Below are 22140 nucleotides of genomic sequence, written 5' to 3' on the forward strand. Positions count from 1 at the left end.
AGAATCGCGATCACCGGTACGCCGTGAGCAGCAGAGCCACGTCGTCCGGCCGCTCCCGGGCCCGCCGGGCCGTTCCCACCAGCCGGTCGGCGAGATGCTCCACCGAGTCCGCCGGGGTCTCCGACAGACGGCGCCGGACCGCGTCGATGCCCGCCTCGATGTCGCTGCCGGGCCGCTCGACCAACCCGTCGGTGTACAGGGCGAGCACGCTGCCGGGGGCCAGGGTGAGCGCCGTGACGGGGTACACCGAGTCGGGCTGCACGCCCAGCATCACGCCGCCCGCGAGATCCAGTGTCTCGGCGCGCCCGTCGGGGTGGCGCAGCAGCGGCGGGGGATGGCCGGCCCGCACGGCGAGGGCCCGCCCGGTGGCCGGGTCGAGCTCGATGTAGCAGCAGGTGGCGAAGACGTCCGACTCCAGCTCGCTCAGCAGCCGGTTGGTGTGCGTGATGACCTCCTGCGGCGGGCGCTCGCTCGCCGCGAAGGCGTGCACCGCGCTGCGCAGCTGCCCCATCACCGCTGCGGCGCCGACGCTGTGGCCTTCGACGTCCCCGATGACCAGGGCCACGCCACGCCCGGTGTTGATCACGTCGTACCAGTCGCCGCCGATCGCCATGCCCTGCGTGCCGGGCAGATACCGGCCGGTGGTGCGCAGGCCCTCGACGCTGGGCAGCCGGTGCGGCAGGAGACCCTCCTGGAGGCCACGGGCCACGGCGGACTCCGAGTCGTACAGCCGCGCCCGTTCCATCGCCTGGGCGGCCAGGCCGCTGAGCGCGGTGAGGGCGGAACGCTCGTCGGGGGTGAACCGGTGCGGGGCGTCCCAGCCGAGGATGCAGGACCCGACGGAACGGCCGGAGGCGATCAGCGGCAGGAACGACCAGGCCTGCATGCGGTCCAGGGTGATGCCCGGATAGGCGAGGGACAGCTCCTCAGGCGATTCGAAGAACAGGGGGAGCCGCGTGGTCAGCGCGTGGACGCCGGGCAGCTGCGTGTCGAGGGTGACGCCCTCGAACGGGGTGAGGAAGCCCTCCGGGTAGCCCGACTCCCACAGCAGGTACATCCGGCCCTCGCGGACGGTGTAGAGGGCCAGCTCCCGGGCGCCGAAGGCGGGCAGCAACTGCTCCGACACGGCCCGGCAGACGTCCCGCACGGTGACCGCCTCGGTGAGCACGCTCGCCATCTGCACCACGTGGTAGAGAGCTCCGGCCCGCGCGGCCGCCACCGGTGCGGGCGGCGGCGCGGGGACGCCGGGGTCCCCGGCGGCGTCGGAACCGGCTTGCGGCCCCTGCTCGGCACCGGTCGGCGGCCCGGTCGGGGAGATCCGGCCGGTCAGCCCGTGCACGTCCGGGTAGAGCACGAAACCCAGCCAGTTCCCGTCGGGCCGCCGGACCAGGAACGACACCTGCTCCTGCGAGAGCATCGCCGCCCGGTAACGGTCCTCGTACGCGGGGTCCCGCAGCCAGGTGACCACCTCCCAGGGGTAGCGGCCGAAGAGGTCCTCCCGGCCGGAGCCGAGCAGTTCCTCGCAGCGGCGGTTGGCGTAGGTCAGCCGCCCGTCCTGGTCCAGCGAGAAGATCCCGTCGGGCAGCCGCTCGGCCGCCTCGGCCGCGGTGAGACCGCCGCCCGCGTCGACGAGGGCGCCCACCAGGATCCGCGCGGAGCCGGCCCCGCCCCGCACGAGGTGGCCCCACAGTTCGACCGGCCGGTAGCCGGTCTTCTCCTCGCCCGGGGACTCGTCGCGGACCCGGAAATGCCGGGACCTGACCCGGCCGGAGGTCAGCGCGTCGTGCCGGCTCTCGCGCAATTCGTGCAGGTCGTGGGGGCTGACACGGGCCTCGACGTCCGCGATGGTGCCGCCGTAGGCCGCACGGTCGAGGCCCAGGAGTGCGAGCGCGTCGTCGTCCGCTGTGCAGCGGTCGCTGTCCAGGTCCCAGTCGATGAGCCCGACCCGGACGGGACGGGCGGCCGAGGTGGGCAGCCGCACATTGACCGGCTCGTCGTCGTACTCGACGGGACGTGCGGCGGAGTCCGGGTTCGGCCGGCCGGCGGCGAGGCGGTCGAGGCGCCCCTCCATGGCACGCGCGGCGGGGCGCAGCGCGAGGGCGACCGCTTCCTCCTCCATCGGCGTCCGGGCCGCCGAGCGCAGCACGACCAGGACCCCGACCGCTTCGCCGCCGGCCCGGACGGGCTGGTAGGCGGAGCCGAAGGAGTAGGGGAGCCCGGCGGTGAAGTGCGGAAAGCGCACCATGGTGGCGCGCTCGTCCGGAAGCCACAGCGTCTCGTCGCGCCGGTAGGCCTCCGCCATGGGCAGGGCACCGCCCACGGGCACCCGCCACCAGCTCCTGAGCAGCGAGCGGGGCACCCCGCTGACGATCGTGAGCACCAGCGAGCGCCGGTCGCCGGAGCGCAGGTAGACCAGGCCGCCGTAACCGTCGAGGTCCCGCACGGCCTCCACCAGCGGGGCCGTCAGGGCGTCCTCGATCCGGCCGGTGTCCTCGCCCGGTACCCGGCCCTCAGCCCCGTCCCGGCTCCGGCCGGCGGCGGACCGCGGCCTGCCCGGTACGGCGGCTGTCTCATCCATGTCGCGTCCTCCCGGTACGGACGCACCGGACATCAATCGCTTCCCACCAGGATGTGCCATGGTCGGCGCTACGGCACGGTAAGTGCAACCTTTCGGCCGTCCCGGCCGTCTCACCCGGTATCAGCCACATGCAAGCCTCGGGGGCGGCAATGGTACGAATCAGCAGAGCATGCGCAACTCTCGCACTCGTGGGAGCCACGGTCGGTGTGGCGGCGGTCCCGGCCGGTGCCGCACCGGCCGCCGGACAGCGGGCCACCGTACAGACGGCGACGTGTCCGACCGGCTGGGGGAGCCTGGCCAAGACCGACGCGGGCGCCACCGTCGCACCGATGACCGATGTCAGGACCGGTCGTCACACCTGCTTCGACCGGATGGTGATCGACGTGCCCGGCGCGGGCAGCGGCGTCGGCTACAGCGTCCGGTACGTCGACCGGCTCTACCAGGACGGCTCGGGCCGCTACATCGCCGTCTCGGGCGGTGCCGTACTCGAGGTGCGGGTGTCCGCACCCGCCTACGACCCGGAGACGGGCGCGGCCACCTATCCCGGCCGGGTGGCGCGGCCCCTGCCGGGTGTGGACCTCACCGGCTACCGCACCTTCCGGGACACCCGGTTCGCCGGCAGTTTCGAGGGGGAGACCCAGATCGGTCTCGGCGTCCGCGCGCGGCTGCCCTTCCGGGTCCAGCAGCTCGACGACCGCGTCGTCGTGGACGTCGCCCACAGCTGGACCGCCACGCGCTGACGGCACCCGCGCCCGGCTCCGCGGGGCCGGGCGCCCCTGCTGCTGTGCTGAGGCCGGGCCGGACGGCCCGGCCTCAGCCGCCGCGCAACCGGCCCAGCTCCTCGAGCGTCCGTGCCGCCGCACCGGCCAGACGGGGCCGGCCGCGGACGAAGCGGCGGGCGGCCCGGGCGGGCTCGCGGCCCAGCCAGTGGGCGGCTCCGCCCGGCACCGGCCGCACCACAGCTCCTTCGTACACCCGCAGGTCACGGGTCTTGAGGGACTCCTTGTAGCGGGCCGGGCCGCTGCCCAGGTCGACGGTCTCGATGCCGTCGGCCGCCGCGGCCTGAAGCATCCGCAACTGCAGCACCAGCCCGGGGGAGTACGTGGCGTACGCCCGGTCGTACGCCGGGAACCACCAGGACAGCACCGTGCGCGAGCGCAGCCCCAGGTGCGCGGCGACCGGCCGCCCGGCGGCGTACAGCACGGACAGCACGCCGCGGCACTCCGGCTCCTCGCTCTCGCCGAGCAGCCCCACCAGCCGTGTGATCCACTCCTGCGCGAACCGGTCCCGCCGGCCGGTCCGCCGGTACTGCGCCGACTTCCACTCCATCAGCGCCCGCAGTGCCCCCGGGTCCCGGGCGTCGTACACGAACCGCACCTCGCCGACCTGCCGGGCCAGCCTGCGCTCCTTGGCGAGGGTCTGCCTGAGGAAGCCCGGCGACCGCGCCCGCAGGTGATCCCTGTACGCCGCGAAGCCCCCGCCGATGTCGACGACCGGGGAGGCGAGCTCCTCGACCGCGTGCGCCAGGAACACCCCTTGACCGGCCTCCAGATTGTCGAACTCGAAGGACGACAGCCCGCACGCACGCAGCAACCGCCGGGCGTCCGGTCTGATCCCGGGACGTAACACGGCCCCCTGACTGTCGGACACCCCGAGACCGACGGCCCGGCCCCGGCCCAACGCCCCCGTCTCGTACGGAAAGAACCCCACCGGGGATCCGTCGTCCTGCAGCACCGCCACGCGGGCACCCGGCCTGACCCGCCCCACCGCCACGGTGAACGCCGGGTCGAGAAAGGGGTTCGCCGGTGCGCCGGACTCCGTCCGGATCTCCCGCCACATCTTCTGGTCGCTCGGGCCGAGTTCGTCCGGCCGCAGAACGAGAACGCGCTGTCCAGGCAACTCTGCCTCCTGTGTCATCGGCATGGACACATGAAGGCCTGCACTTCACCGCGATGCGGTACCCGGGCAGTACTCAGGCCGCACGGGGGCAGGCCGTTGGCGTACTGCCGTCTCTCAGCAGCGCAACGTCCGCAACCGTGCGGCGCTCGGGGCGGATGGGGTCGCCCCCGGACACAGGACCGCTCCCGTCGCGCGGGGCTCCGTGCCGCTCCGGCCCGCCACGGCCGCCTCGGCCGGTGCCGGGCCGCCGCCCGCCGCCCCCGTGGTCCGCGGCGTGCGTGCCGCCGGGTGCCGGACCGACGGCTCGTCCTCACACGGACACGGCTCCCCGGCGCCTTCGGGCCAGGCATGCGAAGCGGCGTCAGAAAGCGTCGCGTCCACCTCTGCCGTCACCGCCGCCGGGTGCCCCTCGCCCGCGAGCCCCGGTACGACGAGGTGCAGCAACAGCAGGCAGGCCGACAGAGCCACCACCGCTGCCCAACGTCGCCGCACCATCAGACCCCTGACCTGCGTTCCGGCGGGGGAGTACGGAGTTGACTCGCCCTCAGGGACGGCACCGGACCAGACCCCCCGACACGGCCGGCTGCGCTTCCAGTAGGCCGAGCCCGGCTCCGCCCCGTCAAGCCCCGGTGTGACGGTTCGTCCCTCTCGGCCGGTTGCCGCCGGAAATCCAACGGAAAGCGCTGACGCCCGAGGGGTGTTCAGTCGCCGACGCTCAGCACCTCACCGCGCCTTGCCGGTGACGATCAGTTCGACGGCCTTGGTGTCCCCGACGCGCGCCGATCCGCCCTTGCGCGCCGTCCCGAACGAGTCGAAGGGCCGGGTGCAGGAAGTGAGTCCGTCACCGCCCGGAGAATCCGCGTCGACGGGGGTCTTCACCCACAGCCGCTGATCGCCCGTGAGGCAGGGGTTGTTCTTCCACTTCTGCAGATGGCCTCGTCGAGCAGGTCGCCCACGGATCTGTCGTCCCCGGCGGCGGTGCCGCATCCCGCCAGGACCGCGCTCGCCGGCAGGCAGAGCGCGGTCGTCGTCAAGGTGGCCACGGCCCGCACGGAGCCCCCTGTCGTTCGGGTCGGCCGATGATCAGCCAGGGGAGCTTACGCCCGTCCCGCCGGCCCGGGTCTCGTGGACCAGTTCGATCGCCCGGCCGAGCGTGTCGAGCCGGTCGTCGAGGGTGTCCCCGGCCGGGTACAGGCGGACCGTGTCCACCCCGGCGTCGCACCAGACGCGCAGGCGCCGCCGCACCATCTCCTCCGTGCCGATGAGCGTCGTGGCCAGCACCATCTCGTCGGTGACGAGCCCGGTCGCACCGTCGCGGTCACCCGCCTGCCAGCGCCGGCGGACCTCCCCCGCGACCTCGGCCCAGCCCTGCCGGCCGTAGGCCCGGTTGTAGAAGTTGGTCGACGCGGACCCCATGCCGCCCAGGCTGAAGGCGAGTTCCTTCTTCCGGCCCGCGACCATGGCGGCCAGCGCCTCCTCGTCCCGGGCGAACGCGACCTCGGCGCCCTGGCAGACGTCGATGCCGGCACGGTCACGGCCGGCGGCGGCCAGCCCCTCGTCCAGGGGAGCGAAGTACGCCTGCGCGGCGCCCTCGGGAACGAAGCTGGTACCGAGCCAGCCGTCCGCGACCTGGCCGGTCAGCCGCAGCATGGCGGGCGACAGTGCCGCCAGGTAGACGGGAACGGGGTGCTCGGCGCGCATGGACAGGCGCATCGGCACCGCCTCCCCGCCGGGCAGCGGAATGCCGAACTCGGAGCCGGAGTAGGAGATCTTGCCGCCCGCGACCACCTGACGCAGGATCTCCACCGTCTCGCGCATCCGCGCCAGGGGACGGGCGAACGGCACCCCGTGCAGGCCCTCCATCACCTGCGGGCCAGAAGGGCCCAGCCCGAGCAGGAACCGCCCGCCGGACAGGTTCGACAGGGTGATCGCCGTCTGTGCCAGGGCGACCGGCGTGCGCGTGCCGATCTGCATGACCCCGGAGCCGAGCAGCATGCGCTCCGTGCGGGCCGCGTAGAAGCCCAGGGCGGAGGGGGCGTCGGAACCCCATGCCTCGGCCACCCAGCAGACGTCGAGCCCCAGTTTCTCCGCCTCCACCACGAAATCGGCCTGCCGGGACCAGGAGCCCAGGGCCGCCGCCTCGACGGTCGTCGCCGCGCGCATCACGCCTCCACCCGCTGCCTGATGTGCTCCAGCGTGGCGGTCATGCCGCGCTCGAACTCCCTCAGCCGTACGAACACGATCTTCTGCTCCTTCTCCGGCATGGCGTCGATGGCGAACGACAGGCCCGAGCGCCCGGGCCCCATCCGCATCCACTGCGACAGCTGCGTGCCGCCGTCCTTGGGCCGGAGCTCGAACCGCCACACGGCGCTGGGTTCCGCGGGGTCCCCGACCGCCCAGCCGAACACCCGCTCCGGATCGCACGCGACCACCGTCGAGACCGTCTCCCACTCACCGAACCGCTCGTGCCTGCTCCGGCCGACGAACCGGGCCCCGACGGCGGGCCCGGAGGCGTCCCCGGCCCACCGCGCGCACTGCAGCTCCTCGCTCATCTCGGGCATCCGCGTCACATCCGACACCAGTGCCCACACTCTCCCCGGCGGAGCGGCGACCCACGTCGTCACCTCGACCGTCGGTTGGTCCGCGTATCGCGCGCCCGTCCACTCCATCGCGTGCCGGCCTCCTCGTCGACTGGGGATTGCCGGATCAGAGTTGCGTAATAAGACTGAACAGGTCAAGGCTAAGAAAGCAGAGAGGAGATGAGTCGGCAGGCCGATGCGGGCCGCCGCGCGGTACCGCGCCCGCGGGGCCGCGTACGCTACGGATGGCTCCGCCCGGGGGATCTTCACGTCCTGCGTGACCCACGGCGGCGGAGCCGTCCGGGATGGCGGTGGCGGAGCCGACGTGCCGACGGGCACCATGGTCGCGGCGGGGCGCGGTCTCGGGAGTCCGTCCGCGCCGGCCTTCGAGCGGAGGGACGAGATGGGATCGGCGATGGACGAGCGGTTTCACCGCCGGCAGAGGTGGGCCGCCCGGGGCGCCCTGGCAGCGGCCGCGCTGGCGGCCTTGCTGCCGCTCGTCTCCGGCGGTCTGCGAGGACTGCTCCTGCTGGTGGCGGGCCTCGCGGGCCTCGCCGTGACCGCCGCGGCACTCTGGTGGGTGCTGTCGAGGCGCGGAGTGGCGCGGATCGCGTCGGCCGCGCTGGCCGTCCTCGCGCCCGTCGGCCTCATCACCCTCTTCGCCGCCGCCAATCTGCTCTGGGTGGTCTTCCTGTCCCTGCTCCTGTGGTGCGGGGCGGTCTGGAGCGGCCGCTACGCCCTGCGCAGCACGGGCCTGCGGACCGTACGCGTGAAGGAGTACCGCACGCCGCCGCCCCTGCGTCCCTTCCTGCTGCTCAACCCGCGCTCCGGCGGCGGGAAGGTCGAGAAGTTCAACCTGCGGGAGAAGGCCGAGTCCCTGGGCGCCCAGGTCGTTCTGCTCGACCCGGACCAGCACCAGGACGTCACCGCCCTGGCCAAAGCCGCCGTGGCCGACGGGGCCGACCTCCTGGGCGTCGCGGGCGGCGACGGCACCCAGGCCCTGGTCGCAGCCGTCGCCATGGAACACGGGCTGCCGTTCCTCGTCATCGCGGCCGGCACGCGCAATCACTTCGCCATGGACCTGGGCCTGGACCGCGACGACCCCGCCGCCTGTCTCGACGCCCTCACCGACGGCGTCGAACTCCGCGTCGACCTCGGGTTCGCCGACGACCGGCCCTTCGTCAACAACGCCTCGTTCGGCGTGTACGGGTCCGTCGTGCAGAGCCCCGGCTATCGCGAGGGCAAGGTCGGTGCCGCCCTGGACCGGCTGCCCGACCTGCTCACCCGGCAGAGCGGTCCGCGTCTGACAGCCACCGCCGACGGCACCACCGTCGCCGACCCGCAGGCGATCCTGGTCAGCAACAACGCCTACCGCATGGACGACCCCTTCGGCTTCGGCCGTCGCGAGCGGCTCAACTCGGGGCGGCTCGGTGTGCTCGCCGTCCGGGTGGACAGTGCCGTGGAGGCGGCCGAACTCCTGCTGTCCCCGCGCCCGGAGGGGCTCACCGTGCTCACCGCCCAGCGCGTCGTCGTCGACGCCGACGCCCCGGAGCTGGAGGTCGGCCTCGACGGCGAGGCGCTCGTCATGCCCGCCCCGGTCAGCTGCCGCATCGCACGCCGCGCCCTGCGCGTCCGGGTGCCCCGCGACCGTCCGGGAGTGCCCGAGGCGCCTCCGCGCCTCGACTGGCGCCGGCTGCGCAAACTGGCGGCGGCGGTCGGCCGCACCGCCGTCCCCGCGCGTTCCCGGCGCACCTGAGCGCCGGTACGGCCCGCACGCAGGAGGTCCCCCACGCCGCGTCGCGTGGGGGACCTCCTGGGTGACACCGTCGGTCAGGCGTCCTTCGGCCCGGCCTGCTGCACGACCTCGAAGGACCACAGCGTCGAGCCGCTCGCCGCGGGCTTCGGCCGTTCGCCGCCCTCGCCGCCACCCTGGTGCGCGCTCTTCATCGGCCCCTCCATCCACGCCTGGAAGGACTCCTCGTCGCGCCACCGCGTGTAGACGAGGTAGGTGTCGGTGCCCTCCACGGGGCGGAGCAGCTCGAACCACTCGAATCCGTCGGAGTTCTCCACGGCGTGCGCCCGGGAGGCGAAGCGCTTCTCCAGCGTCTCCCGCTGCTCGGCGGGCACGGTCAGCACATTGATCTTGACTACGCTCATGGGCCCATCTTGCCCGACGGCGCACCCGCGCTGGGCCGGCCCATACCCCTGAAGGGTTTTGAACGCGTTCAAAACATGGTTAAGGTTGCTCCGCACATCGAGGGGGAGGCCTTCGTGAAGTTCGTGATGCCCGGCGGTACCGGACAGGTCGGCACGGTTCTGAAGCGCGCGCTGAGCGCGGCGGGGCATGGCGTCGTGGTGCTCAGCAGGCGTCCTTCGGGGCCGGGTGAAGTGCACTGGGACGGCGTCACCCAGGGGCCCTGGGCGGCGGAGATCGACGGCTGCGACGTCGTCGTCAACCTGGCCGGCCGGAGCGTGAACTGCCGCTACACACCCGGCCACCTCCGGCAGATGATGGACTCCCGGGTCGTAGGCCGAACGCACCGCCCGCGTGCCCTGCTCCCGGGCGCCGGCGCTCGATCGCGCCGAGGTGTCCTGCGCGCCGTCGCCCGAGTCGTCGCCGCGACCGGCCAGCACCGTCCCCGCAAGAACCCCGGCGACGCCTAACGCGCAGACCCGCCTGCCGTTCCCCGCCCTGCCCATCGAACCAGTTCCTCTTCCGGTGTGTGGTGCGTCCCAAGTGCCCGAAGCGTGGGTGAACACACCTGCGTGTCCCGGGAGTTGCTGCCCCGAGGTGCCGGCGGCCCGGTCAGTGGCGGCCCTTGAGTTTGCCGAGCAGGCGCTGGGCCTGGGCCCGCTTGCGGGGGTCGGCCGCAGCCCGGCGTGCCTGTTCGGCCGCCCGCCGCCCCTGCGGACTCCGGGCGAACTGCTTGATGCGGTCCAGCATTCCGGCCATGACGCACCTTCCTTCCTGTCGTGATGTGCACCTACCTGCCATGCGCCTACCCTGCGGCGACGCGCTCAGGCACACCTCCGTCCGGCCGGTGCGCGAGGCGAATGTGTTTGCCGCCGCAGTCAGAGGCAAGTCGGTGTCCATGACTGAAGAGAACAAGCGAACGAATCAGAAGGCGTCGACCGTACGGACCGCCGAGTCCAAGGCGCGCCGCACAGCGGACAAGGCCACCGCGCCGGCGTCCCAGGCGGCCAAGGGCGCCGCGGGCAAGGCCGGTGAGGTGGCGTCAGCGGCGAAGTCCGGCGCCGAGCGGTCCGCCGAGACGGCCAAGTCGGCCGCCGGGCGCTCCGCCGAGACGGCCAAGTCGGCGGCGCAGACCGCGGCCAAGGGTGTCGAGGCGGGCCGCCAGGCGGTCGTCACGGCCTCCGGCCACGTCGCCACCACGGCGAAGACGGCCTGGACGGTCATCGCCCACCGCAAGCTCGTGGCCGCGGGCGTCGGAGCGGGCCTCACCGCGCTGAGCGCCGCGTCCTACGCCGTCGGACGCCGCGCGGAACGCGGCGCGCACGGCCCCCTGACGCGGCTCACCGGCGGCCGGATCTAGGGCGGCGCGAGGACGTGCCGGCCCGAGGAGCAGGCGGCGCGACGCGCCACCGGGTGCCCCGGTGGTCCGTGGCGCCGCCCCTCGCGCGCGTGCCGGCACCCCGCGGCGACGAGAACGTCCGCGGGCATGCCGGCGTGCGCCCTCGCCCGGACGCCGAGCCGACCGCCTCGCACGTGGCGTGGCGCACATCCGCCCCCGACCGGGGCGCGCCCCTCGCGCGGCCCCGCCGTCACGGGAAAAGATGGGACCGCACACGAAGGATCAACCCATGCGGAGGAGCGGGCCCATGCAGCACGAGCGAGCGGGAAGTCCGGCCGGACCCGAGGATCTCGTCGATGTCGCTCGGCTGGTCACCGCGTACTACGCGCGCCGCCCCGACCTGGACGACCCGGGGCAGCGCGTCACGTTCGGGACCTCCGGACACCGCGGCTCGTCCCTGGCGAACGCGTTCAACGACGACCACATCGCCGCGACCAGCCAGGCCATCTGCGAGTACCGGGCCGGCCAGGGCATCGACGGCCCCCTCTTCCTGGGCGCCGACACCCACGCCCTGTCGGAGCCCGCGCGTGTGACCGCCCTGGAGGTGTTCGCCGCCAACGAGGTGACCGTGCTGATCGACGACGCCGACGGCTACACGCCGACCCCGGCCGTCTCGCACGCCATCCTCACCCACAACCGCGGCCGTACCATCGCTCTCGCGGACGGCGTCGTGGTCACGCCCTCCCACAACCCGCCCGCCGACGGCGGGTTCAAGTACAACCCGCCCAGCGGCGGCCCCGCCGCCTCCGATGCGACCTCCTGGATCCAGGACCGGGCGAACGAGATCATCCGGGGCGGCCTGAAGGACGTACGGCGCGTCTCCTACGCCCGCGCCCTCGCCGCACCCACCACCGGCCGTTACGACTTCCTCGGCACCTACGTCGCCGACCTGCCCGGCGTGCTCGACCTGGACGCGATCCGCTCCGCCGGTATCCGGATCGGCGCCGACCCCCTCGGCGGCGCGTCGGTCGCCTACTGGGGCCGCATCGCCGAACAGCACGGCCTCGACCTGACCGTGGTCAACCCGCACACCGACCCCACCTGGCGGTTCATGACGCTGGACTGGGACGGCAAGATCCGCATGGACTGCTCGTCGCCGTACGCGATGGCCTCGCTCATCGAGCAGCGCGACCGCTTCCGGATCTCCACCGGCAACGACGCCGACGCCGACCGGCACGGCATCGTCACCCCGGACGCGGGTCTGATGAACCCCAACCACTACCTGGCCGTGGCGATCTCCTACCTGTACGCCCACCGCGACCGCTGGCCGGCCACCACCGGCATCGGCAAGACCCTGGTCTCCTCCGCCATGATCGACCGGGTCGCCGCCGACCTGGGCCGTGAGCTGGTCGAGGTGCCCGTCGGTTTCAAGTGGTTCGTGGACGGCCTGGCCGGCGGCACGATCGGCTTCGGCGGGGAGGAGTCCGCGGGTGCCTCCTTCCTGCGCCGGGACGGCTCCGTGTGGACCACCGACAAGGACGGCATCCTCCTCGCCCTGCTCGCCTCCGAGATCACGGCGGTCACGGGCAAGACCCCGTCCGAGCACTACGCCGCGCTGACCGCACGCTTCGGGGAACCGGCGTACGCGCGCATCGACGCACCCGCCTCCCGCGAGGAGAAGGCCCTGCTGGCCAAGCTCTCCCCGGCCCAGGTCAGCGCCGACACCCTGGCCGGGGACGCGGTCACGGCGGTGCTCACCGAGGCGCCCGGGAACGGCGCCGCCATCGGCGGCATCAAGGTGACCACGGACAACGCCTGGTTCGCGGCCCGCCCCTCGGGCACCGAGGACGTCTACAAGATCTACGCCGAGTCGTTCCTCGGCCCGGACCACCTCGGCCGGGTCCAGGAGGAGGCCAAGTCCGTGGTGCTGGCGGCCCTGTCCGGCTGACCGCGAGCACACCACAGCCCGGGTCCACCGCACGGGACCCGGGCTGTTCGCGCCTCCGCCGGGCAGGCTGCGGGCGGAGCAGCACGACAGGCACCGCCGAGGCCCTGCCCGCTGGGCCCCTGGGCCGCGTGGACGGGTCCCGCTCCCAGCGGGCCCGGCGCCCGGCGCGCCGGAAGGCACCCGGCCTCGTCACCCGAGTGGTCCAGCCCCCACCGGGCTCTCCACACGAACGAGGGGCCCACGCCCCCGACGTGCCCTCGATACAGGACACTGGGTGAAGATCCCACCGGGAAGGACCGACACGTGATCATCTTCGGCACCAAGGGCTACCTGTACCAGCTCGCGATACTGACGCTGGTGTGCGGCCAGTGCGGGAACCCCGCCGCACACACGCTTCGCAAGCGCCTCACGAAGTTCACCCTGTTCTTCGTCCCGCTGTTCCCGATCTCCACGAAGTACCTGACGCAGTGCACCTTCTGCGGCGCGGAGCAGAAGGTGACCAAGGAGCAGGCGGAGCAGCTGCAGGCCCAGAGCGTGAGCGGCCCCAGCGGCCAGGAGTACGGGCAGCCGCAGCAGCACGACCGGTTCTGATCCCGGCGGCCGGACCGCTCCGGCACACGCCTCGACGCCGGCCACCGGCTCCTCGCCGCCGCCGGCACGTCGGCGGGTGTCGAAGCGTCCCGCCCGTAGCGTCCCGAGCCATGACGACCGACACCCACTGGTGATCCAGCCGAGCATCCTCTACTGCGGCACGCCCGTGGTCCTGCTGACACGGAGAACCCCGACGGCACCTTCAACCTCGCGCCGGGGGAACACGTGGACCGCCTCGCCCCGCCGGTCGCTGATCGCCTCCGATGTGGCAACCGGAGGATCCCGGGTACTCGGCCCGCACGGGCCCGGACCTGTGTGGGCCGATGGGCCTCCTGCAGTCGATCAGTGAATACGGAGGCATTTCAGATGAGCACCATCAAGGAAACCGTGGAAGTCGACGTCCCCGTCCACACCGCCTACAACCAGTGGACGCAGTTCGAGGAGTTCCCGAACTTCATGGAGGGCGTCGAGGAGGTCAGGCAGCTGGACGATCGCCACAACCACTGGACCACCAAGATCGCCGGGGTACGGCGCGAATTCGACACCGAGATCGTCGACCAGCTGGTCGACGAGCGGGTCACCTGGCGCACGACCAGCGGGGACACCCACCAGAGGGGCTCCGTCCGCTTCGAGCGCCTGGACGACACCCACACCAGGGTGGAGCTCGTGCTGGATGTCGAGCCCAGCGGGGTCGTGGAGAAGGCCGCGGACATGATGGGCACCATCGACCGCCGCGTGAAGGGCGACATGAAGCGCTTCAAGCAGTACATCGAGGAGCGCGGCGTCGAATCCGGAGCCTGGCGCGGCCGTGTCGAGCCGGGCGGCCCCGGCGGCGCCGGCCCCATCCTCTGACACCCGCTCACTCCGGAACCCGGCCTCCCCGGTGAGGCCGGGTTCTTCTGTGCCCGCGTGTCCCGCCCGGAGCGGGAAAGCGGGGAATTTCGGCCAACGTGATGACATGCACCTGTCTATATCGGCCTGCCGGTGGCACGCTGCCCCCTGACCGTCCGCAGTGACACCCCTGCCTGACCGGGCGACGGGCTTCCCGCCGCCTGGCCCCCACAGCAGAAGGAGACCGCGTGATAGGCCGACCCCGCAGCCCGTACCCGTCCGGCGGCAGCCCCCGCGTCCGCCGCTCCGTCCTTGGCGCGCTCGCCGGCGTCGCCGCGCTCCTGGCGACCGGCGTCACCGCGGCACCGGCGGGCGCCGCACCGGACCCGGGCGTGACGACCCCCTCGGCGCAGGAACGCGCCCTGGCCTTCTGGACCCCGCAGCGCATGCGCGAGGCCACCCCGCTCGACCTGCTGACCGTCGACCGATCCGACGTACGGGCCCCCGCGATCCGCAAGGGCAAGGCGACGGTCGTGGCCCCCAGCGCGCCCGCCTCCGCCATGGGGCCCACTGCCTTCCCGCACGGCGGCGGGCCCTGGTCCGGCGGGGGAGCGGTGACCAAGACCGCGGGACGGGTGTTCTTCAGCTACCAGGGCCGCACCGCGTCCTGCTCCGGCAACGCCGTCACCAGCGCCAACAAGAGCACCGTGCTCACCGCCGGGCACTGCGTGAAGCTGGAGGGCGCCTGGCACACCAACTGGGTGTTCGTACCCGGCTACCACGACGGGCAGCGCCCGTACGGCACCTGGACCGCGTCCAAGACCCTGTCCACCCCGCAGTGGACGGCCAGTGAGGACATCAACTACGACATCGGCGCGGCCGTGGTCGCCCCGCTGGACGGCAAGAAGCTGACCGACGTCGTCGGCGGCCAGGGCCTGGCCTTCAACACCGGCTACAACAAAGCGATGTACTCCTTCGGCTTCCCGGCCGCGGCGCCGTACGACGGCGAGAAGTTCATCTACTGCAGCGGCACCACCACCCGCGACTTCCTGTTCTCCAACGACCACGGCCTGACCTGCAACATGACCGGCGGCTCCAGCGGAGGCCCCTGGTTCACCCAGTTCAACGAGGCCGGCGGCACCGGCCTGCAGTCCTCGGTGAACAGCTTCAAGTACAACTTCTTCCCGAACTCGATGTACGGCCCGTACTTCGGCGCGGACGCCCAGAACCTGTACCAGAGCGCCCAGTCGTCCTGATCCGCCGTCCACCGGGAGCCGTCTCCTGCGCCACCACGCGGCGCGGGAGACGGCTTGTCCCGGTGCGGTTCGACGGCGGTTTCCGGGCGGCGCGCCTGGTCGCCCTGGGGACGGCACCGTGCGCTGGCCTCCTGCGGCACCTCACCGCCGGCTCACCGGCCTCCGCCCCTGCGCGGCGCCACCGGCGACCCTCACCGCCCGGGCCGTGCCCGGGAGTTGGCCCGCGCCCTGGCCGAAGAGGTCGGCGTGGCCCCGGTACGGGCCGCGCTGGACCGGCTCACTTCGTGACCGGCCGTCGTCGCGACGGCCTGGCCCGCGGGGGACGGCGGTGCAGCCCGATCGCCAGGGGAGCGGCGGTGAACACCGAGGAGTACGTCCCGACGGCGAGCCCGACGAGCAGCGCCAGCGCGAAGTCCATGAGGGAGGAACCGCCCAGCACCGCAAGGGCGGTGAGCACGAACGCCGCGCCCATGCCGGTGTTCACCGTGCGGGGCAGGGTCTGCAGGATCGCCTGGTTCACGACGCCGGGGAACGGCACCCCGGGGCTGCGCCCGGCCAGTTCCCTGACCCGGTCGAAGAGGACCACGGAGTCATTGACGGAGTAGCCGATGACGGTGAGCAGGGCCGCCAGGAACACCCCGTCGACGGGCTTGCCGAGCCAGGCGAACACCCCCAGCAGGATCACCACGTCGTGGACGAGAGCGACGACCCCGGCGGAGCCCAGCACCCAGCGGAAGCGTGCGGCGAGGTACACGAACTGAGCCCCCACGGCCACGGCGAGCGCGATCAGCGCGCCCCGGCGCAGCTCCTCGCCGAGGCTGGGACCGATCAGCTCGTCGCGGACCTTGTCCGCCCGGCCGTCGAGGCCGCGCAGGGCACCGGTGACCTCCGCCTCCTCGGCGTCGGTCAGCGGATCGGTCCGCACCGTCAGACCCGTGTCGCCGGAGGACTGCACGACCGCCCGCGGGAATCCCGCGTCGGCGAGGGCCGAACGGAACCGGCCGGGATCGACGGGACCGCTGGTGCTGTACTCGATGAGGCGGCCCCCGGTGAACTCCACACCGAGATCGACACCGCGCACCGCGATGCCCGAGCCGGCCAGCACGAGCACGGCCGCGGACACGGCGAGCCAGCGGCGCGGGCGGCGCATCAGGAAGGGGTTGCGACGGGTGAGGCGCTCGCGGACCGCGCCGATGCGGGCGATGCCGGTGAGCCCGGGGCGGCGGCGTACGCCCGGACGGCCCGCGGCGAACTCGGCCAGCACACGGCTGACGACCAGGGCGCTGAACATGGAGGCGAGCACACCGATGCCGAGGGTGACGCCGAAGCCGCGCACCGGCCCGGAGGCGAGGAAGAACAGCAACGCGGCCGCGATCAACGTGGTGACGTTGGAGTCGGCGATCGCGCTGAAGGCGTTGCGGAAGCCGGCCGCGAGCGCCGAGCGGATGCTGGGCCGACGGCGGGCGCCGTACTCCTCCCGCGCCCGCTCGAAGACGAGCACGTTGGCGTCCACCGCCATGCCGATGGCGAGGACGAACCCGGCGAGACCCGGCAGGGTCAGCGTGGCGCCGAGGGCGGCCAGGGCGGCATACGAGATCAGGCCGTAGCAGGCCAGCGCGAGTGCGGCCAGGCCCCCCATCAGCCGGTAGACGGCGATGATGAACAGTGAGGTCAGCACGGTGCCGATGGCCGCCGCCCAGGCGCTGGCGGTGATGGCCTGCGCGCCGAGCGTCGGGCCGACGGTGCGCTGCTCGACGGTCTCGACGGGCACCGGCAGGGCCCCGCCGTTGATGAGCAGGGAGAGTTCGCGTGCCTCGTCGGGGCCGAACGAGCCGGTGATTCTGGTCGCGCCGTCGCGGATTCCGGTGCCGCAGGCGAGGGACGGGGCGACCTGCGGGGAGGAGATGACCTTGTCGTCGAGGACGATGGCGACCCGCCGTGCCGGATCGCCCGGCGCTCGGCAGGCGGCCTCGCCGGTCAGACCGGCCCAGCCGGCCCGGCCGGCGCCTTCGAAGCCGACGGTGACGTGCCATCCGGCCCCGCCCTGCTGATCGAACCGGGCGTCGGCCTCCCTGACGTCCTCACCGGTCAGGGAGGCGGGGCCCAGGCGCAGCGGGGTGCCGGACTCGTCGGGCAGGATGCGCTCCCGGGTCGGCTCGGGCCCGGGCCGGGAGGTGTCGTCGGCACGGGCCGCGGTCCCGAGTACGGGGTGGAAGGTGAGTTGGGCGGTGCGGCCGAGGACGTCGGCGGCCTTCTTCGGGTCCTGCACACCGGGCAGTGCGACGATGATCCGGTCGTCGCCGGAGCGCACCAGCGTGGGTTCGGCGACGCCGAGCGCGTCGATGCGGCCGCGCAGTACCTCCAGGGTGCGGTCGGTGGCAGCGCGGTCCGCGTCGGCCGTGGGGGTGGAACGGGTCTCGAGCACGATCTGCGTCCCGCCGCGCAGGTCCAGACCGAGCCGGACCGGCACGGTGACCGCGACGCACAGGGACAGGGCGAGCACGGTGAGGGCGAGCAGCGCTCTCATCCGCAGGGAACGGTTCAACGGAGCCTCCGGCAGGCACACCTCGACGGCGGCCGGCGTGGGCCGCCGCGAGGCGGGTCGGGGTGAAAGGGAAACGTGCGTCAGGTGCCGGAGGACACCGGGGGTGCCCGCCCCCGGTCCTGGTCCACGTGGGGTCGTGCGGCGGGCACGGGCCCGGCCGGAGGCTCGTACGGCGCGGTGAGCGGGCGTGGGACGCCGTCCGTGGTCCGGCCGTGGGCGCCGGAGTGTGCGCACGGGGCCGGTTGCTCGGCGTGCGGCTGCTCGTGGCGGGTGGCCGCCCGCACGGCACAGGCGACATCGCACCCGTCGTCGGCGCGCGTCCCGTCGTGGTGGAGCCGGTCCGCCGCCACGGGCGGGCCGGAGACACCCGCGCCCGGTGGGCCGGGCGGCGGGGTGACGAAGACGAGGGCGGCCAGCACCGCCACGACGACCGCCAGGACCGCACTGACGGGGGAGCGGTGCCGGGCGGCGCCGATGACGGGCGCCGTGCGCGCGGTGCGGTGCACCGTCCCCCTCTCGTCGTGGTGTGCGGGCCGGCGGCCGGCGGGTCAGGGTTCGATCAGCCCGGCGCGGATGGCGTAGCGGGTGAGGTCGAGACGGTCGCGCAGACCGAGTTTCTGCAGCAGGTTCGCGCGGTGGCGCTGGACGGTCTTGACGCTGATGAACAGCAGGTCGGCGATCTCCTTCGACGAGTGGCCCTCGGCGACCAGTTTGAGGACCTCCTCCTCGCGGAGGGTGAGGATCCGGTCGGGTGTCTCGTCACCGTGGCGGGCCCGGTCGAGGTAGTTGCGGATCAGGGCGGTGACCGCGCCGGGGTACAGGAAGGGCTCGTCGCGCATGGCGGCCCGGCAGGCGGCGACCAGGTCGCGGTCGGCGACGGACTTCAGCACATAGCCGCTCGCGCCGGCCTTCAGCGCCTGGAAGAAGTACTGCTCGTTGTCGTGCATGGTGAGCATCAGGATCCGCAGGCCGGGTCTGAGGGTGGCCAGTTCGCGCGCCGCCTGCAGACCGGTCAGGCGCGGCATGGCGATGTCGAGCACCGCCAAGTCGACCTCGCGGGTGCGGGCCAGCTCGATGGCCTCCGCCCCGTCGCCGGCCTCGGCGACCACCTCGAGGTCCGGTTGCTGGTCGAGGATGAGCCGCACACCGCGCCGGACCAGCGCGTGGTCGTCGGCGAGCAGGATGCGGATCGTGCCGGGCCGGGCCGGGGCGGGCGTGGTGGTGTCGGACATGGTCAGGGCTGCTTCCTCACAACGGGCGCGGTGAGCTGCACCCGGGTTCCGGCCCGGGGCGCGGGGGTGATCTCGAGGCTGCCCCCGACGAGCAGGGCCCGCTCGCGCATCCCGCGGATGCCGGCGCCCTCGCGAGGGGCCTCGATGCCGCTGCCGTCGTCGGTCACGGTCAGCTCCACACCGTCTCCCGTCCCGCGGAGGGCGACGGTGACCCGGCCGGCGTCCGCGTGGCGGGCGACGTTGGTCAGCGACTCCTGGGCGACGCGGTAGAGGACCAGTTCCGTCTCCGGCTCCAGAGGGGGCAGGTCGGTGTCGAAGCGGCGGGTCACCAGCAGCCGGGTATGGGTGGCGAAGTCCTCGCTGAGCGAGGTCAGCGCGCTCACCAGACCCAGATCGTCCAGCACCCCCGGCCGCAACCGGCGCGCCAGCCGCCGCACCTCGTCCAGGCTCTCCCGGGTGATCTCCTGCAACTCCTGCAACTCCTTGCGCAGCGGCTCCGGGGCGTCGTCCGCGGAGCGCTTGAGCCCCAGCAGGATCGCGGTCATGCTCTGGCCGACCTCGTCGTGCAGCTCCTGCGCGATGCGGCGGCGTTCCCCCTCCTGCGCGAGCAGGGCCCGGGCGCTGCTGGCGACCCTCTCCTGCTCCAGCCGCTCCAGCATGGCGTTGAACGTACGGATCAGCTCCGCGACACCGCCGCCGCCGGAAGCGGGCAGACGCTGGCCGGGCCGCAGCAGGTCCACGGTGGTCATCAGCCTCGTGAGGCGGTCCAGCGGGGCCAGGCCGAGCCGCAGCAGGGCGGCGTTCGCGACGAGCATGACGGCCAGACCGCCGACCAGGATGACCGCCTCGGTCAGCAGCACCGGCACGGAGACGGTCACCGGCGCCCACAACAGCAAACCCGTGGCCGTGCCCAGCACCACGGCGTTGAGGGCGAAAATCCGCCAGAACAAGGACACCGTCCCTGCGCCTCCCCTTCTACGACCTCGGTCTCACCTCCACTGTCGGGCATCGCGGAGCCCACCGCGTTCGTGGCCCGGGCACGTGAGCAAGCCTGTGACCAGGCTGCCGCCCGTGCGCGGCTCCCGTCCATGGGACCTGACCCCCATTTCCCCGGGCACGCACCACCCGGGGCGCGGCCCCATGGGTCCCTCGCTCCGGCGCAAATGGGTCGCGCGCCCGATGGGCATCCGCCGCGGGCCGGGCCAGGGTGGAGAACACACGACCACCCGACAGCCGACGGGCGGCCCGGCGACGCCGCCGGGCCGCCCGCCACGCATGACCGGACCCGCGGACCCCCGCACCCGTCGCCGAGAAAGGAACCGACCATGTCGCTCGACGTCACCCGGGCCGAGCCCCATCCGCACGAGGCCCGCCGGCGCCTGGAGCACGCCCGCACCTCCCGGCTGGCACAGCTTCGCGCACTCGACGAGACCGGGCACGGCCCGGACGATCACCTGCTGTCCGCGCAGAGAACCGCCATGGAACGGGCCCTCAAGGAGATCGAGGAAGCCTTCGCCCGGGTCGACGACGGCACCTACGGGATCTGCGTGGGCTGCGCGAAGCCCGTTCCCCCGGAACGGCTCGAGATCCTCCCCTACACCCGCCACTGCGTCGCCTGCCAGCGCCGCACGGCCTGACCCGCCCGGACCGACCTCCTCCGCCCTCCGCAAAGGGGTGACGTGGTGAACCACCAGACCATCGACCCGAGTACGACGCACCTGTCCGCCGAGGACCTCGCCGCGCTGCGCGAGAACCTCCACGAGCAGCGCCTGTTCCGCCGGGAGCAACTGCGCCTGCTCGCCGGACCGGTCACCTCCCGGGCCGACGACCGGCTCCGGCAGCGGGCCGCCGCGCAGATCGAGGTCCGCGTCAAACTCGCCGCCTCCGCCCGCATGGTCCTCAACGACGTCGAATCGGCCCTCACCCGCATGGACGAGGGCTCCTACGGCCGCTGCCACCTGTGCCGGCGTCCGGTCGAACACGAACGGCTCATGATCGTGCCGCAGGCCCGCTACTGCGCCCGCTGCCAGCAGGTCAAGCAGGCACAGCCATGACCGGCGCCCACGACCTGCCCGGCGACGGCGGCCGTCACCGGCTGTGGCGCGGGTGCCGGCACTGCTGCGGCATCGCCCTCGACATGGGCAGCGCGCGCACCCGCGTCTGGCTCGCGGGCAAGGGCACGGTCGTCGACGTGCCCACCGTCACCTTCCCCGGCACCGGCGCGCTCCACCCCGTCCAGCGCGGCACCATCGTCGACACCCCGGGGTGTGCCCGGATGCTGCAGCGCCTCCTCGGCAACCGGCTGCCCCGGTTCACCCGTCCCATGGTCATCGTCACCACGCCCGTCCTGGGCGGTGTCGCCTACCGCACCCGGGCCCGCGCCGCGGTCGAGGTGCTGCGGCCCCGCAGCGTCCTGACCGTCCCAGGCGCCCGGAGCATCGCCCTGGCCGCCGATGCCGACATGTCCCGGCCGCTGCTGGTGGTGGACATCGGCGCCCACCTCACCGAGGTGGTGCTGCTGTGCGACGGTGCCGTCACCGACGCGCACCGGACGGCACTGGGTACCGGCGACCTCGGTGAGACGGCCACGCCCGGGCAGATCGTCGAAGCGGTGGTCGCCATGCTGACCGCGATCCGCCGCCACGACCGCACCTCGCTCACCGCGGGAGCGCTGCGGCGGGGCATCCTCCTGGCCGGCGGCGGAGCCCTGCGCCCGGAGATCACCTACCCCCTCACCGACCGCCTGAAGGCACCGCTGCACATCGTCCCTGCCCCGCACACCGCGGCCGTCCGGGGCGCCGCCAGGTTCCTGCAAGCCGCCCACACCCACCCCTCGGCCGTCACCCGTCCGCAGTAGGCCAGGTGTCGGCGTCAGCGGGGGACGCCCAGGTCGTCGAGGCGCTGGTGCATGACCTCCGCCGGCAGGCCGGGGTTGCTGAATGCCCGGGAGGAGAGCGCCGGGTTCTCACAGCTCTCCAGGATGAGGCCGACGGGCAGGGCGGGGTGCGCGGCGGCCATGCCACGCACTCGTTCGTCGGGATCCGCGAGCAGGCGGACCACCACGTCGGCAGGGGTGTGCGGGTCCAGTCCCACCAGCCGCCTCTTCTCCGGGTCCGGGTCGTCGGCGAAACGCCGGCCGGCGCCCGTG

The 22140-nt window shown here is 73.4% G+C and carries 22 protein-coding genes and 1 pseudogene; 11 read left to right on the forward strand and 12 right to left on the reverse strand.

What is annotated here, in order from left to right; genetic code table 11:
• Positions 1 to 10 precede the first annotated feature (10 nt).
• Positions 11 to 2578: a SpoIIE family protein phosphatase gene (locus AB0937_RS35965; RefSeq protein WP_366717997.1), complete on the reverse strand. Its 2568-nt coding sequence runs from the start codon at positions 2576 to 2578 to the stop codon at positions 11 to 13.
• 149 nt (positions 2579 to 2727) lie between these two features.
• Between AB0937_RS35965 and AB0937_RS35970 the strand changes: the two genes are divergently transcribed.
• A complete protein-coding gene (locus AB0937_RS35970; protein WP_366717999.1) occupies positions 2728 to 3318 on the forward strand; it encodes a hypothetical protein in 591 nt (196 codons plus the stop codon).
• Positions 3319 to 3391: 73 nt separating this feature from the next.
• Here the strand turns inward: AB0937_RS35970 and AB0937_RS35975 are convergent, their stop codons facing one another.
• From AB0937_RS35975 to AB0937_RS35990, 4 genes are all read right to left on the reverse strand, one after another.
• On the reverse strand, positions 3392 to 4495 hold the full coding sequence (locus AB0937_RS35975) for a GNAT family N-acetyltransferase (protein WP_366718082.1): 1104 nt from the start codon (positions 4493 to 4495) through the stop codon (positions 3392 to 3394).
• 705 nt (positions 4496 to 5200) lie between these two features.
• A complete protein-coding gene (locus tag AB0937_RS35980) occupies positions 5201 to 5356 on the reverse strand; it encodes a hypothetical protein (protein ID WP_366718001.1) in 156 nt (51 codons plus the stop codon).
• 204 nt (positions 5357 to 5560) lie between these two features.
• The gene (locus AB0937_RS35985; protein WP_366718003.1) at positions 5561 to 6640 is read right to left on the reverse strand and encodes an LLM class flavin-dependent oxidoreductase; all 1080 of its coding nucleotides are present in this window, start codon (positions 6638 to 6640) and stop codon (positions 5561 to 5563) included.
• The gene (locus AB0937_RS35990) at positions 6640 to 7146 is read right to left on the reverse strand and encodes an SRPBCC family protein (protein ID WP_366718005.1); all 507 of its coding nucleotides are present in this window, start codon (positions 7144 to 7146) and stop codon (positions 6640 to 6642) included. Before AB0937_RS35990 ends, AB0937_RS35985 begins: the two co-directional genes overlap by 1 nt.
• 313 nt (positions 7147 to 7459) lie before the next feature.
• Between AB0937_RS35990 and AB0937_RS35995 the strand changes: the two genes are divergently transcribed.
• A complete protein-coding gene (locus tag AB0937_RS35995; protein WP_366718084.1) occupies positions 7460 to 8812 on the forward strand; it encodes a diacylglycerol kinase family protein in 1353 nt (450 codons plus the stop codon).
• 74 nt (positions 8813 to 8886) lie between these two features.
• Here the strand turns inward: AB0937_RS35995 and AB0937_RS36000 are convergent, their stop codons facing one another.
• Positions 8887 to 9213 (reverse strand): antibiotic biosynthesis monooxygenase, encoded by a 327-nt coding sequence (locus AB0937_RS36000; RefSeq protein ID WP_361111586.1) that lies wholly within the window; start codon positions 9211 to 9213, stop codon positions 8887 to 8889.
• Positions 9214 to 9327: 114 nt separating this feature from the next.
• Between AB0937_RS36000 and AB0937_RS36005 the strand changes: the two are divergent.
• Positions 9328 to 9582 (forward strand): annotated as a pseudogene (locus AB0937_RS36005) (NAD-dependent epimerase/dehydratase family protein); the annotation flags it as partial.
• Positions 9583 to 9862: 280 nt separating this feature from the next.
• On the opposite strand, the gene AB0937_RS36010 reads toward AB0937_RS36005, so the two are convergent.
• Positions 9863 to 10009 (reverse strand): hypothetical protein, encoded by a 147-nt coding sequence (locus AB0937_RS36010; protein WP_361307289.1) that lies wholly within the window; start codon positions 10007 to 10009, stop codon positions 9863 to 9865.
• A gap of 139 nt (positions 10010 to 10148) precedes the next feature.
• Between AB0937_RS36010 and AB0937_RS36015 the strand changes: the two genes are divergently transcribed.
• From AB0937_RS36015 to AB0937_RS36035, 5 genes are all read left to right on the forward strand, one after another.
• Positions 10149 to 10610: a hypothetical protein gene (locus AB0937_RS36015; RefSeq protein ID WP_366718008.1), complete on the forward strand. Its 462-nt coding sequence runs from the start codon at positions 10149 to 10151 to the stop codon at positions 10608 to 10610.
• 286 nt (positions 10611 to 10896) lie between these two features.
• Positions 10897 to 12537, forward strand: coding sequence for a phosphoglucomutase (alpha-D-glucose-1,6-bisphosphate-dependent) (gene pgm / locus AB0937_RS36020; RefSeq protein ID WP_366718010.1), 1641 nt, complete (start codon positions 10897 to 10899; stop codon positions 12535 to 12537).
• Positions 12538 to 12840: 303 nt separating this feature from the next.
• Entirely contained in the window at positions 12841 to 13128 is a 288-nt protein-coding gene (locus AB0937_RS36025; RefSeq protein ID WP_366718011.1) for a zinc-ribbon domain-containing protein, read from the forward strand.
• A 366-nt stretch (positions 13129 to 13494) separates the two neighbouring features.
• Entirely contained in the window at positions 13495 to 13980 is a 486-nt protein-coding gene (locus AB0937_RS36030) for an SRPBCC family protein (protein WP_366718013.1), read from the forward strand.
• 227 nt (positions 13981 to 14207) lie between these two features.
• Positions 14208 to 15215, forward strand: a complete 1008-nt coding sequence (locus tag AB0937_RS36035) for a peptidase (protein WP_366718015.1) — start codon at positions 14208 to 14210, stop codon at positions 15213 to 15215.
• Positions 15216 to 15492: 277 nt separating this feature from the next.
• Here the strand turns inward: AB0937_RS36035 and secD are convergent, their stop codons facing one another.
• The 4 genes from secD to AB0937_RS36055 form a co-directional block, all read right to left on the reverse strand.
• Entirely contained in the window at positions 15493 to 17760 is a 2268-nt protein-coding gene (gene secD, locus AB0937_RS36040) for a protein translocase subunit SecD (RefSeq protein ID WP_366718017.1), read from the reverse strand.
• A gap of 80 nt (positions 17761 to 17840) precedes the next feature.
• Positions 17841 to 18266 carry a hypothetical protein gene (locus tag AB0937_RS36045; RefSeq protein WP_366718018.1) on the reverse strand — a complete coding sequence of 142 codons (426 nt, stop codon included), beginning with the start codon at positions 18264 to 18266 and terminating at the stop codon, positions 17841 to 17843.
• Between the two features lie 42 nt (positions 18267 to 18308).
• On the reverse strand, positions 18309 to 18992 hold the full coding sequence (locus AB0937_RS36050; RefSeq protein ID WP_366718020.1) for a response regulator transcription factor: 684 nt from the start codon (positions 18990 to 18992) through the stop codon (positions 18309 to 18311).
• A gap of 2 nt (positions 18993 to 18994) precedes the next feature.
• A complete protein-coding gene (locus AB0937_RS36055; RefSeq protein ID WP_366718022.1) occupies positions 18995 to 19948 on the reverse strand; it encodes a sensor histidine kinase in 954 nt (317 codons plus the stop codon).
• 369 nt (positions 19949 to 20317) lie between these two features.
• Here AB0937_RS36055 and AB0937_RS36060 point away from each other — a divergent pair, with 369 nt between their 5' ends.
• From AB0937_RS36060 to AB0937_RS36070, 3 genes are read left to right on the forward strand one after another with little or no spacing between them, the layout of a single operon-like run.
• Positions 20318 to 20629 carry a TraR/DksA C4-type zinc finger protein gene (locus AB0937_RS36060; RefSeq protein ID WP_366718024.1) on the forward strand — a complete coding sequence of 104 codons (312 nt, stop codon included), beginning with the start codon at positions 20318 to 20320 and terminating at the stop codon, positions 20627 to 20629.
• A gap of 42 nt (positions 20630 to 20671) precedes the next feature.
• On the forward strand, positions 20672 to 21046 hold the full coding sequence (locus AB0937_RS36065) for a TraR/DksA C4-type zinc finger protein (protein ID WP_366718026.1): 375 nt from the start codon (positions 20672 to 20674) through the stop codon (positions 21044 to 21046).
• Complete coding sequence (locus AB0937_RS36070) at positions 21043 to 21849, forward strand: rod shape-determining protein (protein ID WP_366718028.1); 807 nt, start codon at positions 21043 to 21045, stop codon at positions 21847 to 21849. Before AB0937_RS36065 ends, AB0937_RS36070 begins: the two co-directional genes overlap by 4 nt.
• 14 nt (positions 21850 to 21863) lie before the next feature.
• On the opposite strand, the gene AB0937_RS36075 is transcribed toward AB0937_RS36070, so the two are convergent.
• Positions 21864 to 22085, reverse strand: a complete 222-nt coding sequence (locus AB0937_RS36075; protein WP_366718030.1) for a hypothetical protein — start codon at positions 22083 to 22085, stop codon at positions 21864 to 21866.
• Positions 22086 to 22140 lie beyond the last annotated feature (55 nt).

The organism is Streptomyces sp. NPDC047880, from assembly GCF_040706515.1.
Taxonomy (GTDB): Bacteria; Actinomycetota; Actinomycetes; order Streptomycetales; family Streptomycetaceae; genus Streptomyces.